The sequence below is a fragment of the Terriglobus saanensis SP1PR4 genome (assembly GCF_000179915.2).
Lineage (GTDB): Bacteria > Acidobacteriota > Terriglobia > Terriglobales > Acidobacteriaceae > Terriglobus > Terriglobus saanensis.
Genome location: NC_014963.1, coordinates 449,979 through 464,454 on the forward strand (window position 1 = coordinate 449,979; position 14,476 = coordinate 464,454).

Annotated in this window: 8 protein-coding genes; 5 read left to right on the forward strand and 3 right to left on the reverse strand. The window is 57.5% G+C overall.

Translation table 11 applies throughout. The annotated features are described in order from the left end of the window. Positions 1–49 precede the first annotated feature (49 nt). Together ACIPR4_RS01885 and ACIPR4_RS01890 are read right to left on the reverse strand one after the other, a co-directional pair. Complete coding sequence (locus tag ACIPR4_RS01885) at positions 50–460, reverse strand: putative toxin-antitoxin system toxin component, PIN family (protein WP_013566950.1); 411 nt, start codon at positions 458–460, stop codon at positions 50–52. Continuing rightward, positions 460–729, reverse strand: a complete 270-nt coding sequence (locus ACIPR4_RS01890) for a type II toxin-antitoxin system prevent-host-death family antitoxin (RefSeq protein WP_013566951.1) — start codon at positions 727–729, stop codon at positions 460–462. The genes ACIPR4_RS01885 and ACIPR4_RS01890 overlap by 1 nt, the downstream gene beginning before the upstream one ends. A 385-nt stretch (positions 730–1,114) precedes the next feature. On the opposite strand from ACIPR4_RS01890, the gene rplA reads away from it, so the two are divergent. From rplA to rpoC, 5 genes are all read left to right on the forward strand, one after another. Continuing rightward, entirely contained in the window at positions 1,115–1,822 is a 708-nt protein-coding gene (gene rplA, locus ACIPR4_RS01895) for a 50S ribosomal protein L1 (RefSeq protein ID WP_013566952.1), read from the forward strand. A 77-nt stretch (positions 1,823–1,899) separates the two neighbouring features. Next, a complete protein-coding gene (rplJ, locus tag ACIPR4_RS01900) occupies positions 1,900–2,631 on the forward strand; it encodes a 50S ribosomal protein L10 (RefSeq protein WP_013566953.1) in 732 nt (243 codons plus the stop codon). 144 nt (positions 2,632–2,775) lie between these two features. Next, positions 2,776–3,150, forward strand: coding sequence for a 50S ribosomal protein L7/L12 (rplL, locus tag ACIPR4_RS01905; protein WP_013566954.1), 375 nt, complete (start codon positions 2,776–2,778; stop codon positions 3,148–3,150). Positions 3,151–3,803: 653 nt separating this feature from the next. Then, positions 3,804–8,276, forward strand: coding sequence for a DNA-directed RNA polymerase subunit beta (gene rpoB, locus ACIPR4_RS01915; RefSeq protein WP_013566956.1), 4,473 nt, complete (start codon positions 3,804–3,806; stop codon positions 8,274–8,276). Between the two features lie 178 nt (positions 8,277–8,454). After that, positions 8,455–12,645, forward strand: a complete 4,191-nt coding sequence (rpoC, locus tag ACIPR4_RS01920; RefSeq protein ID WP_013566957.1) for a DNA-directed RNA polymerase subunit beta' — start codon at positions 8,455–8,457, stop codon at positions 12,643–12,645. A gap of 204 nt (positions 12,646–12,849) precedes the next feature. Here rpoC and ACIPR4_RS01925 read toward each other — a convergent pair whose 3' ends face one another. Beyond that, the gene (locus ACIPR4_RS01925; RefSeq protein ID WP_013566958.1) at positions 12,850–14,439 is read right to left on the reverse strand and encodes an ORC-CDC6 family AAA ATPase; all 1,590 of its coding nucleotides are present in this window, start codon (positions 14,437–14,439) and stop codon (positions 12,850–12,852) included. Positions 14,440–14,476 lie beyond the last annotated feature (37 nt).

A 14,476-nucleotide genomic window follows, 5' to 3' on the forward strand; every position in this document is an offset into this window, starting at 1 on the left:
TCCGAAGGGATTGGCCGTTGGTTTTTGTTGAGCCTGCGCTGGCTAGACTTCAACCGTGCCGCGCCCAAAACGCGGCCGGTGTGACGATGGGATAGGTCGCAGCAAGGGCCAACAGGTCTTTGTCCCCGGTAATGAGATAGCTTGCCTGTGCAGCCACGAAGGTGCCGAGGACCTGCTGATCGGCAGCATCCCGCAGATTCGGATCAGTCCCGGCGTCCGGCTCAACGACGTCGGCAAGAAACATAAGACTGTCCACCAGGTCTCGGATTTCTGACGCACCGAGTTGAATCCGTGAAAGATGCGGCAATACCCTGGCCGTTTCGTCCAGAATGTATCGTGAGAGAACCACATCAAGGCCACCTTGACGCCACAGTCCAACGATTCGTCCGGGAACGCTTCCTGGATAAGCCAGCCCCGATACCAGAACATTGGTATCCAGGACAACGCGAAGACCAGCCATCAGACCGCTCGTTCCTGGTTGACCAGGGAATCGATTTCAGCAAGACCTTCCTCGCTTGGGACCTCCGCATAGGCCTCAGCGATCCGTTGGCTCAGCGCATTGAAGCGATCTCGCATCCTTCGAATCCTGGCAAAGAGTTCCGCATCGACCAACGCTGCGACAGGCTTGCCATCCTTGTTGATGACGATGCTGTCATTGCGGTACTGCACTTGGTTGAGCATCTCGCCGAGATTCTGACGAAAATTGACTGCGTTGACTTCAGTGACCATGTCGGGACCTCCATCCATATCGATCGATATGATCATTATGGCATCTCTGTCTTGTCGATAGAATGGCTATATTCGCGAGAACGTCGATATGAAGTGCCTGCTGGCTTCAGTGTTTGACAAATGGTCAGACTTCAAGCAATCTAATAAGAGCGTCCGGGACTTCGGTTCCTGGCGCGTCACGTACCACGGCCGAACGGCTCATCCAGCCAGCAGTTGATTAAAAGCAATTCCGGATGAGTTCAGCACTCTACATGTGCTGCGGGTGAAGGGCGGGGCCTCGCTAGCGGTTTTCGAATTGATTAGCGCGAGCATACCCGCTGGACTAGAACAAACCATCAGTCCGCTTCATCCAAAGGTTCGAGCGGTGGGAGACAGGATAGAGAAAATGAAGAAGCTTTCCAAGAATGTAGCGAAGGCGCGCGCGCTCGTTGAGCCCCGCACCTATACGCTGATCGACGCCGTTCCCCTTCTCCAGAGGATCAAGTTTGCGAAGTTCGACGAAAACGTCGACATTACGCTGCGCCTGGGTGTGGACCCCCGCCATGCGGACCAGATGGTTCGCGGTACCGTCGTTCTTCCTCATGGCCTCGGCAAGACCAAAGTGGTCGCCGTCATCACCACCGGTGAAAATCTGCGCGCGGCTGAAGCTGCGGGTGCGGAGTTCGTCGGCGGCGAAGAGCTGGTCGAAAAGATTCAGAAAGAGGGTTGGACGGACTTTGACGCCCTCGTCGCGACTCCTGACATGATGCGCTCTATCGGCCGCCTCGGTAAGGTGCTCGGACCCAAGGGCCTGATGCCCAATCCAAAGACCGGCACTGTGACCACCGATGTGGCTGCCGCCGTCAAGGAAATCAAGGCTGGTAAGGTCGAGTTCCGCACGGATAAGACCGCTCTCGTACACGTTCCTGTGGGCAAGGCCAGCTTCGATGCGCAGAAGATCATCGACAACGCGATGACCGTTATCTCTTCCGTGATGAAGGCCAAGCCGTCGGCTTCGAAGGGCAAATACGTCAAGGGGCTGTATATCTCCTCCACGATGGGCCCTGGCATCAAGCTCGATAGCTCCGTCGCGGATCTCGCCGCCAAGCAGTAAGCGGCCGGCAGTAGCGATAGCAGCAACATTCAGACTTCCGCCGGCCACGCGCCGGCAGCATAAAGGCTAGGTTCACCATGGCAGTTTCAAGAGCAAAGAAGCACGAAAAGGTCGCACAGCTCGCCTCCGAGCTGAAGGATTCGACCTCGGCCATCATTGGCTCCTTCACCGGCCTTACGGCGGCGAAGGATTACGCCCTCCGTCAGACCGTTCGCCAGGCTGGCGGCTCCTACCGCGTCATCAAGAACAAGCTCGCGCCGAAGGCTGGCGAGGGAACGCAGATTGAGAGCGCTTTGATCGGCCTCAAGGGTGTTACCTCTGTCGCTTACACCTCGGGCGACCCTGTTGCCCTGGCGAAGGCGCTCTCCGGCTGGGTCAAAGAGAACACGGAGTTCTTCACCTTCAAGCTCGGCATCGTCGAAGGCAAGGTCATCACCGTCCAGGAGATTCAGAACCTGGCGACCCTGCCCGGCAAGGAAGAGCTCTTCTCGAAGCTCCTCTTCCTTATGCAGTCGCCCGCGCAGCGTCTGGCTACGGTTATCAATGCCACGGGACGCGATCTCGCGGTCGTGATCAATCAGGCGGTTGAAAAGGGCAAGTTCGGAGCTCCTGAGGCCCCGGCTGCAGCAACTCCTGTGGAAGCAGTAGCGGCAGCCCCGGCCACCGAAGCGGCTCCGGAAGCAGAAGCTCCGGTTGTCGAAGCAGCTCCTCCGATCGAGGAAAAGTCTGAAGCGACCGCGCCTGCGGACACCGAGGGCGGATCCGATCAGACGGAAGCGGCGAGCACCGAGCCTCCTGTCGAGGGATAAACACTTTCGCCTCACTCTTCCGGGTGCGCGGTCTGGGCGCATCGGAAACCCGGCGGGGGAGAGGCAGCCACGGTGAGAACACCCCCGCGGTCGGCAACATAAAGCAGTACGCACCATCAAGTTTAGATAAAACGGAGAAATATCATGGCGGACATTCAGCAGTTGGAAGATCAGATCGTGAGCCTCAGCCTCCTCGAGGCTTCTGAGCTCGTCAAGAAGCTCGAAGAGCGCCTCGGCGTTTCGGCAGCAGCAGCAGTTGCAGCAGCTCCGGCTGCCGGCGGCGGCGCGGCAGCTCCCGCAGCAGAAGAGAAGACTGAGTTCACCGTTATCCTCAAGGATGCGGGCGCGAACAAGATCAGCACCATCAAGGCAGTGCGCGAAGCAACGGCACTTGGTCTCAAGGAAGCAAAGGACCTCGTTGACGGCGCTCCCAAGCCCATCAAGGAGAACGTTTCCAAGGATGAAGCAGCTGCGATTGCCAAGAAGTTCGAAGGGATCGCAACCGTCGAGATCAAGTAGTTTCGGTGCGGTCCCCGGCCCGGTTTACCGGGCCGGGGACTTTGCCTGTTTGCATACAAATGGTGGAACGTGTATTCTCTTCTTTGGGAATGATCGCTTCTGCCCTAGTGTGCATCTCGGGCCAGCGAATCTGACTGACCTCTTCGAGCATCCAATTTTAGACTTCCGGCGCATCCAGTCGGCCATCTCTCTCTTCCTGTGCGGCGGGGATTCAGAGATGCAGGCAAGATCACATAAGCGGCACATCCTTGAGGCGGGCGAGAGCCTCAAAGGGCGGACAGGCATTCTTTACCACAAGAACGAATCAGTGCATAAGTCGATGATTGCGCTCCGGGGACGTCCTGTCTCTGCGGGCGCGGCGCTGTCTTTAGACATAAAGTTCACGGCAGCATAGCGGGTTAATTTGTACCCGCGGGCCGCAAACTCACGCGCGGCGCTGCGGTAAATGCAAGAAAACGCAGCAGATTCGCGGCAAAAGCAAGTATCAGACACAACCCGCGCGGGTCGCATTTTCGCAACGAGGGCGGAGATACGAAGTTCGAAAGCGCAAACAAACTATCGGCAGATCGGGCCTAAAGCCAGAATCTACCCCTCTGATGAGCGGAAGCGCTCCTCAGGTGGCCTCGGCAAAGAAATAACAGGAGTATCGAACGATGTCCAGCGAAACGCGCGCCATCCGCAGCCGTCTCGATTTTTCGAAGATCCCAACTGCCATTCAGATCCCCAATCTCATCGAGGTACAGCGCCGTTCGTATGAGCGCTTCCTGCAGATGGATAAGCTCCCCCAAGAGCGCGAGGACAATGGTCTGCAGTCTGTGTTCACCTCTGTTTTCCCCATTACCGACTTCCGAAACGTTTCGGAGCTCGAGTTTGTCGATTACTCCATCGGCAACTGGGAGTGCAAGTGCGGCTATCTGAAGGGTCTCAATCATCTCCGTACCGCCTGCACCTCGTGCGGACACATGGTCATCACGGACCCGTTCCATCCCGGCGATGTGCTTTGTAACTTCTGCGGAACGTACAACAAGAACACGCCTGACTTCTGCACCAAGTGCGGAGATCCCGTCGGCCTGCAGCTGAAGTACGACCAGGGCGAGTGCGAAGAGCGTGGCATGACCTACTCTGCGCCCCTCAAGGTCACGATCCGTCTGAAGATCTACGACAAGGACCCTGAGACCGGCGTCAAGACCCTGCGCGACATGAAGGAGCAGGAAGTCTTCTTCGGCGATATCCCGCTCATGTCCCAGAACGGTACGTTCATCGTCAACGGTACCGAGCGCGTGATCGTTTCACAGCTTCACCGTTCGCCGGGCGTCTTTTTCGAGACCGCGAACAACCGCAGCTACTTCCTCGGCAAGATCATTCCTTACCGTGGCAGCTGGGTCGAGTTCGAATACGACCAGAAGAACACCCTGTATGTCCGCATCGATCGCAAGCGCAAGTTCCTCGGAACCATCTTCCTGCGCGCGCTCGGTCTGCGTACCGATGAAGAGATCCTCAAGACCTTCTACACGGTGGACAACATCAATGTGCGCGACCAGAAGCTCTTCTGGTCCGTCAAGCCTGAGGGCGCAACCAACCTGCTTGGCGTAAAGCCCGGCGAGTCGGTCAGCGTGAACGGCGATGAAGTCGCACCGACGGCACGCAAGATCTCGGCTTCCACGCTGCATAAGCTGCGTGGCGGAAGCGTCAACGAAGTCTCGGTGGAGAACACCGAGTTCGACGGCGCGATCTTTGCCGCGGACGTTGTGGACCTCACCACCGGCGAGCTTCTGTACGAAGCCAACCAGGAAGCCACGACCGACAAGCTGCACAAGATCACCCAGTCCGGCTGCACCAACTTCGAGATCTTCTTCCCCGACCGCGACGACGTCGGCAATATCATCACGAATACCCTCAAGCGCGACTCCGTGCGTAAGCCTGAGGAAGCTCTCATCGAGATCTACCGCAAGCTGCGTCCGGGCGACCCGCCAACCCTGGATACCGCAACGGCCCTCTTTGAAGGCATGTTCTTCGACCCGCGCAAGTATGACTTCTCGCGCGTTGGCCGTCTCAAGTTCAACATCAAGCTCTACGAGAGCCAGGATGCTACGAACCTCGACAAGCGCACGCTGACCCCCGAGGACTTCTACGGCACGATCCGCTACCTGCTCAAGCTGCGTAAGAACATCGGCCTCGTCGACGATATCGATCATCTCGGCAACCGTCGCGTTCGCGCTGTCGGTGAGTTGATGGAGAACCAGTTCCGCATCGGTCTCGTCCGTATGGAGCGCGCCATCAAGGAAAAGATGAGCGTGTACCAGGAGATGTCGACGGCGATGCCGCACGATCTCATCAACGCGAAGCCGGTGATGGCGGCGATCCGCGAGTTTTTCGGATCCTCGCAGCTCTCGCAGTTCATGGATCAGACTAATCCTCTCTCGGAGATCACGCATAAGCGTCGTCTCTCCGCGCTTGGACCTGGCGGTCTGTCGCGTGAACGCGCCGGCTTCGAAGTACGTGACGTTCATCCGACGCACTACGGCCGTATCTGCCCGATTGAGACGCCTGAAGGTCCGAACATCGGTCTTATCTCTTCGCTCTCCTGCTTCGCCCGCATCAACGAGTACGGCTTCATCGAGTCGCCGTACCGCCGCGTGAAGGGTTCGCAGGTCATCGACTACGTCGCCGTTACCAACGCCGGTGAGTCGGGACTGCGCCAGGGCGATCCGCTCGAAGTCGCAGAGGCGATCAAGCTGAAGAAGCAGCTCAAGAAGGACGGCAAGCGCGTCCTTGAGACCGAGCCCTTCTCCTTCTACCTCTCGGCATGGGAAGAAGATCGTCACACGATCGCACAGGCCAACGTCGAACTCGACGCAGAAGCCAACATCAAGGATGACCTCGTCATCGCGCGTCGCCAGGGTAACTTCATTCTCGTCCCCAAGGGCGAAGTGGATTACGTTGACGTCTCGCCGAAGCAGCTTGTTTCCGTAGCCGCATCGCTCGTTCCGTTCCTCGAGCACGACGATGCGAACCGCGCTCTCATGGGTGCAAACATGCAGCGCCAGTCCGTTCCTCTCCTTGTCGCGGAAGCGCCGTTCGTCGGCACCGGCATGGAAGGCGTCACGGCGCGTGACTCCGGAGCCGTCATCCTCGCACGCCGTAACGGCATCGTGGATTCGGTCGATTCGGAGCGCATCATCGTTCGCGTCGAAGGCGAGCATCACCCCACGCAGCTTTCGCGTGAGGTTGGTTCGGACATCTACCAGCTCACGAAGTTCAAGCGCTCCAACCAGAACACCTGCATCAATCAGAAGCCGATCGTTCGCAAGGGCGACCGCGTTCTGAAGGGTGAGGTGATCGCGGACGGACCCTGCACGGAGCAGGGAGAGCTTGGCCTTGGACGTAACGTCCTGGTCGCCTTCATGCCCTGGCGCGGTTACAACTTCGAAGATGCGATCCTGATCTCGGAAAAGCTGGTCCGCGAGGACTATTACACCTCGATTCATATCGAGGAGTTCGAGATCGAAGCGCGCGACACGAAGCTTGGACCGGAAGAGATCACGCGCGATATTCCCAATGTCTCCGAGCACGCTCTGCGTGATCTGGACGAGTCGGGAATCATTCGCATCGGTGCGAAGATCAGCCACAACGACATCCTCGTCGGCAAGGTAACGCCGAAGGGTGAAACGCAGCTCACGCCGGAAGAGAAGCTCCTCCGCGCGATCTTCGGCGAAAAGGCCGGCGATGTGCGCGATGCTTCCCTGACCTGCCCTCCCGGAATCGAAGGCACGGTCGTTGACGTCCGCATCTTCTCCCGCAAGGGACAGGAGAAGGACGAGCGCGCCAAGGCGATCGAGACCGAGCAGATCGAGAAGCTGGAGCGCAACCTGGCTGACGAGATCCGTATTTTGACCGACGAGCGCCTCAAGCGTCTCGAAGGCATCCTCGGAGCCAAGGAAGTTCAGGCCGATCTCCACGACGAGCGCACCAACAAGAAGCTGCTCTCGAAGGGCGATCTTCTCGACCGCGACACGATCGAACTCATCAGCACGCGTAACCTGAAGCGTATTCGCTACGCCGACAAGGATCCGCGCGTCAACGAGCAGATCGACGAAATCGAAGAGATGACCTCGCGTCAGATCGACGTTCTTCGCAAGATCACCAACGACAAGATCGGCAAGCTGCAGAAGGGCGATGAGCTTTCGCCCGGCGTCATCAAGATGGTGAAGGTATACATCGCGATGAAGCGCAAGCTGTCTGTCGGTGACAAGATGGCCGGACGCCACGGAAACAAGGGCGTGATCGCGCGCATCCTGCCCGAAGAGGACATGCCGTATCTGCCCGACGGCACCCCCGTTGAGATCGTTCTCAATCCGCTCGGCGTTCCTTCTCGTATGAACGTCGGACAGATCCTGGAGACGCATCTTGGCTGGGCAGCGTTCGAACTCGGTAAAAAGGTTGCCGAACTCGCAGCGCAGAGCCAGAAGGCCAACGAGATCCGCGAGATCTTCTCGGAGGCGTTCAAGAACACCGCAGCTCTCAACCAGCTCCTCGAGCTCGACGACACGCAGACCATCCGCGTCGCCGCTGGCATGAAGCGTGGCATCTGGTTCGGTACGGCGGTCTTCGACGGCGCAAGCGAGCACGAGATCAAGGCGCTTCTTCTGGCTGCAGGTCTTCCGTCCTCGGGTAAGACAGAGTTGTTTGATGGTATGACCGGCGATGTCTTCGAACAGCCCGCCACGGTCGGATACATCTACATGCTGAAGCTGTCTCATCTGGTCGACGACAAGATCCACGCTCGTTCCATCGGACCGTACTCCCTCATCACCCAGCAGCCGCTGGGAGGTAAGGCCCAGTTCGGCGGACAGCGCTTCGGAGAGATGGAAGTGTGGGCGCTCGAAGCATACGGCGCGGCATACATTCTCCAGGAGCTGCTCACCTCCAAGTCCGACGATGTCTTTGGTCGTACCAAGATCTACGAAGCCATCGTCAAGGGCGAGGCGGCGATCGAACCCGGCGTGCCCGAGTCGTTCAACGTTCTCATCCGCGAACTGCAGTCGCTCTGCCTCGACGTGGAACTCGTCAAGCAGGCCGATCTGAAAAAGACGCCGGCGCTTCCTGCCGTCGCCGCGGCCGATTAGCTGTTAGCTCCCAGCCTCTAGCTCTTAGCTTCTGCTAAGAGCTAGAGGCAAAAGCTCACAAGTTTTGTAAGACAAGTGCAATGCGGTCCGCCAAAAGTGACCGCGAACAGTAGCACCAGCCGCAGTAAAAGCTAAGAGCCAAAAGCTAGTAGCTAAAAGCTGCATTCGGAGATTGCTCATGTTTCGCTCCAGCCCGTTTGAACTGTCCGGCCCTATCACCGACTTTGACGCGATCCGCATCTCGCTCGCGTCCCCCGAAAAGATCCGTTCGTGGTCGCACGGCGAAGTCACCAAGCCGGAAACCATCAACTACCGTACCTTCAAGCCCGAACGCGATGGCCTCTTCTGCGCGCGCATCTTTGGACCGATCACCGACTGGGAGTGCCTCTGCGGTAAGTACAAGCGCATGAAGCACCGCGGCGTGATCTGCGACAAGTGCGGCGTGGAAGTTACGCTCTCGAAGGTTCGTCGCGAACGCCTCGGACACATTGAGCTCGCCAGCCCCTGCTCGCACGTCTGGTTCTTCAAGGGCCTGCCTTCGCGTATCGGTCACCTGCTCGACATCTCCCTCCGCGAGCTCGAAGCAGTTCTTTACTTCGAGTCCTACGTCGTCATCGACGCCGGTGACGCGCCCGTAAAAGAGCGCGAGATCATCAAGGACGAAGCACGCTTCCGCGAGCTCGATCAGCAGTACCGTCCCTCCGGCTTCAAGGCCATGATGGGCGCGGAAGCGATCAAGGAACTCCTGAAGCGCGTCGAGATCGAAGAGCTCTCCGTAGAGATGCGCGAGAAGATGAAGGTCGAGCAGAGCCTGCAGAAGAAGCTCAAGTACGCGAAGCGTCTCAAGGTCGTTGAAGCCTTCCGTCGTTCGGACAACAAGCCCCAGTGGATGATTCTCGACGTGATCCCCGTGATCCCGCCTGAGCTTCGCCCCCTCGTTCCACTCGATGGCGGACGCTTTGCCACCTCCGATCTCAACGACCTCTATCGTCGTGTGATCAACCGCAACAACCGCCTCAAGAAGCTCATGGATCTTCATGCGCCTGAGGTTATCGTTCGTAACGAAAAGCGCATGCTGCAGGAAGCTGTCGACGCACTCTTCGATAACGGTCGCCGTGGCCGTGTGCTGCGTGGTGCGAACAACCGTCCCCTCAAGTCCCTTTCGGACACACTGAAGGGCAAGCAGGGCCGCTTCCGTCAGAACCTTCTCGGAAAGCGCGTGGATTACTCCGGCCGTTCCGTGATCGTCGTCGGTCCAGAACTGAAGCTCCACCAGTGCGGTCTGCCCAAGAAGATGGCGCTCGAGCTCTTCAAGCCCTTCATCTATCACCGCCTGGAACAGACCGGACACTGCACCACCATCAAGCAGGCTAAAGAGATGGTCGAAATGCAGGAGCCGATCGTCTGGGACATCCTGGAAGAGGTCATCAAGGACCACCCTGTCCTTCTGAACCGCGCACCTACCCTCCATCGCCTCGGTATCCAGGCGTTTGAGCCGGTGCTCGTCGAAGGCAAGGCGATCAAGATCCATCCGCTCGTCTGCACGGCGTTCAACGCCGACTTCGACGGCGATCAGATGGCTGTGCACATCCCGCTCTCGCCCGAAGCACAGATCGAAGCTTCGGTCCTCATGCTGGCGTCGCACAACATCCTCTCGCCGGCATCCGGTCAGCCCATCACCGTGCCCACGCAGGACATGGTGCTTGGTCTCTACTACCTCACCAAGGCGAAGGTCAACGCCAAGGGCGAAGGACGTGTCTTCGCGAACATCGAAGAAGTCCTCATGGCCCTCGAAGCCAAGGCCGTCGAGACCCTCACGCCCATCCGCCTGCGCTACACCGGCAAGGTGCTGGACATGACGACCGCCTACGACGATCAGGCCATCGCTCAGACTGAGCCCGTGGACTACGACAAGCAGTTCATCTCCACCACCGTCGGTCGCGCCATCCTGAACGATGCGCTCCCCGAAGGCATGCCTTACGTCAATGGCCTTCTGAAGAAGAAGGGCATGGGCCAGCTCATCAACTTCCTTTACCTGAACCTGGGTCTTGAAGTGACGGTGAAGGCTCTCGATCGCATCAAGGAACTTGGCTTCCAGTACGCCACGCGCTCCGGCCTGTCTGTCGGCCTGGACGACATGGTCATCCCGGCTTCCAAGTACACCGTCGTCAGCGAGGCGGAAAAGCAGGTCATCGCGGTTCAGCAGCAGTACCTGGACGGCGCCATCACCAACGGCGAGCGTAACAACAAGGTCATCCAGATGTGGTCGACCGTGACCGAGCGCGTAGCCGATGAGATGTTCAACAACATGAAGCGCGCGGACAAAGAAGGGACCATGAACCCGATCTACATCATGGCCGACTCTGGTGCGCGTGGTTCCAAACAGCAGATCCGTCAGCTCTCCGGTATGCGTGGTTTGATGGCAAAGCCCTCGGGCGAAATCATCGAAACGCCCATCACGGCGAACTTCCGCGAAGGCCTGACCGTGCATGAGTACTTCATCTCGACGCACGGTGCACGTAAGGGTCTCGCCGATACGGCGCTCAAGACGGCCGATTCCGGCTATCTGACTCGCCGTCTCGTCGACGTGGCGCAGGACGTCATCATCACCGAGACCGACTGCCTCACGAAGGAAGGCATCTACGTGATGCCGATCATCGAAGCCGGCGAGATCATCGAGCCCCTGCGCGACCGGATCATCGGTCGTGTGACGCTCGAGAAGCTCAAGGACCTCGACGGCGGCACCATCGTCGACGTGAACCAGGAGATCGACGAAGACCAGGCGACGGATATCCAGGCTGCCGGTATCGAGAAGGTGAAAATCCGCTCGGTGCTCACCTGCGAATCCAAGCGCGGCGTTTGCAAACTCTGCTACGGCCGTAACCTCGGTTCAGGCCGCATGGTGGAGATGGGCGAAGCCGTCGGTGTCATCGCGGCACAGTCCATCGGCGAACCCGGAACGCAGCTCACGATGCGTACCTTCCACGTCGGCGGAACCGCTTCGCGCGTCTCCGATCAGTCGCATCTCGAAGCCAAGAACGAAGGTACCCTTCGCTTCATCAACCTCTCCACGGTACGTGCCAAGGCCGGTCATCTCGTTGCCATGAACCGCTCCGGTTCGGTTGCGGTTCTGGATGAGAAGGGTCGCGAGAAAGAGCGTTACCCCATCGTCTACGGCGCCAAGCTGATGCTGGACGACGGAGCGAAGGTCAAGCTCGGCACCACGATCGGCGAGTGGGATCCGTACACCTTCTCCATCGTTACGGAGATCGGTGGAACGATCGCCTTCAAGGACCTCGTAGACGGCATCACGCTGAACGAAGAAGTGGATGAAGTCACTGGCCTCTCCCGCCTCGTCGTTTCGGATGCACCGGACGAAAAGCGTCAGCCGACCCTGCTCGTGAAATCGGACAAGGCCAGCAAGCGCTACCTCATGCCTTCGCGCGCTCATCTTATGATCGCGGACGGCGACGAGGTCTACCCGGGCGATGTTCTCGCCAAGATCCCTCGTGAGTCCACACGTACCAAGGACATCACCGGCGGTCTGCCGCGCGTCGTCGAACTCTTCGAAGCCCGCAAGCCACGCGAAACCGCAACCATCGCGGAGATCGACGGCGTCATTCGCTTCGGCGACGTCGTCAAGGGACAGCGCAAGATCTACATCACCGCCGACAATGGCGATGAGCGCGAGTACTCGATCCCCCGCGGTATCCACGTCAACGTGCAGGAAGGCGAGCGTCTCCGCGCCGGTGAAGCACTCATGGACGGCCCGCTCAACCCGCACGATATCCTCGCGGTCCTCGGCGAACAGGAGCTTCAGCGCTACCTGGTCAACGAGATCCAAGAGGTTTATCGTCTGCAGGGCGTAGCCATCTCCGATAAGCACATCGAAGTCATCGTTCGCCAGATGCTTCGCTGGGTCAAGATCGAAGACGTGGGCGACACCAACTTCCTGCTGGAGCAGCAGATCGATCGCTTCCGCTTCAACCAGGAAAACGATCGTGTCATCGCAACCGGTGGCCGTCCCTCCACGGGCCGTCCGCTCCTGCTCGGCATCACGAAGGCGTCGCTCTCCACGGACTCGTTCATCTCCGCTGCATCGTTCCAGGAGACAACGCGTGTTCTTACCGAGGCTTCCATCAACGGAGCAGTCGATACGCTCCGCGGCCTCAAGGAGAACGTCATCGTCGGTCGCCTCATCCCCGCAGGAACAGGCATGGAATACTACCGCAACGTCCAGCTCTCTCCAGAGCTCGAAGAAGCGGCAGCCAAGATCCAGGCCGAAGTCCAGGAAGCCCACGACGCAGAAGAACGCGAACTGGAAGCCATGCGCATGGAAGGCGAACAGGAAGAACTGGCCGCCGAATAAGCATTGCATGCAACAAAACTAAAGGGCGGACTCGAAAGAGTCCGCCCTTGTACATTAAGCAACAGACAGGTCACTTGGGAAAGTCGAAAATTCGGTGCCCACCTCACGCAGTCCTTGGGCAATCAGGACTTGATCCTTGCATGTATTTGGGCGCGTTATATCGGTTACTCAACTTCGGACAACCTGAAGGATTCACGATGGTTGTTATTCGAATTTCCCTTTTTTGATTCTCGCTTCAAATGTATTCAGATCCAAGATGGCTCTTCGTATAGCGCGATAATCATCGGTTGGCACGATCACAGCGGACGCAGTGTCCTCGTCATCACCGTAGAGTGACATCGGGGCCGCCTTGGTTGCTAAGAGGTCAACGTAGCAGCCGTAATCTAATTTATATGCGTCGTATCGCGCGCCAGCTTTCTCTTGGCCCGAAAGCCCCTTTTTAATAATGTGTAAGAGGCGGGCATCGAAAAGAGAGTCAATGATTGGATGACGCGAATTGACAGGGAGCAGAAAGGCTCTAGCCTTACGGTGAGCGATCACTTCATCGATGATCCAGTGAAGCAACGCCTGAGCGTTTTCGTCCGACTTAATGGCACCTTCTTTGTCTCGTTGATACCAAGTTCTTGCTGCGACCCGTATGGTGGGAATCGAGATCTTATCGTTCATCCCTCTTTGTGCGGCAAGAGATAGAACATTGAATGCATCTCGAGGAACTCCTTCGGCTGACTTTACAAAATCATCAAACGCATTGGTCTGGGTGAATGCAGCCTGGATTAATTTCTTCGAAGTGTCGAATTCCGGCTTACCGTCTACCACCTCAGAGGCGTAGTGTTTAAAGACGAGTTCCTGAAAAAATTCGACAGCTCGCGCTTCATTGTTGTCAAAGACCATGTAGTCGTCTAAATCAACGTCCGCTGAAGCATCAGCTCCAACCTCAATTCCTGTGTAATCGGATCCTCCCCCAAGCTTGAAAAGGGTTCGTTGTTCGATCGCTGCTATCTTGACTGTAATTCCCTGTACTGGAAAAATAGCGCGCCGTATAAGGTCAGCAAGATACGGTTGAAGCTCAAGTGGCAATGAACTCCACTCGTCTAGAACAATGACTAAATGTGCTGGCTTAATAATTGACACCAGATTCTTTAGAGCGCTACTGACGCTTCCAAAATGAACGCGGTAACGAAGTGTGCCCTTCTCGGTATAGTGTGTTCTTTGCTCTTCAGATTTTTTCTCTGACTCGTTCCAGCCGATACTTGCCGCAGGCACTTTGGAAAAGGTCGCAGCTACGCTATTACCCGTCGTCGACTCCGATGCCGTCTGATTTTCTGTTTCCCGAGTGGTTTCTCCCAAAACTTCAAGTTCGGTAATTGCCGCAGCCAATTTATCGAGGGCTGGTCCAACGCGGCTCAAATCTAAATCTAAGCTGAGCGCTATCTCAAGCAATTCCCCATGGACGGAACCCAACACATCCAACAAGAGCCTTGTAGCGCGTTGTGCAAGTGAATAATTCGCATCTCCGTAAATCCCACCAGATGACCCTATATATCGAAGATCGATATATACGGCTATGTCGCGATTTTTCTTTGCCTGCTCTGTAACGTACAGAAGCGCATGAGTTTTTCCGGTGCCCCGTCTGCCGTAGACCACTTGGTGATCTCTTGTCGAGAGCACCGCAAAGAGTGGACCAATATCCACGAACGTTTTTACTAGGGTCTCTCTATCTATTGACTCAGCGCGTCTCGAAAATCCGACAAAAGCCTTATTCATAGCAGCTACGGATAGAGTTTCGTTGGGCATGCGGGGATTCTACAGCTTCTCAGCGTTACTTGCGACG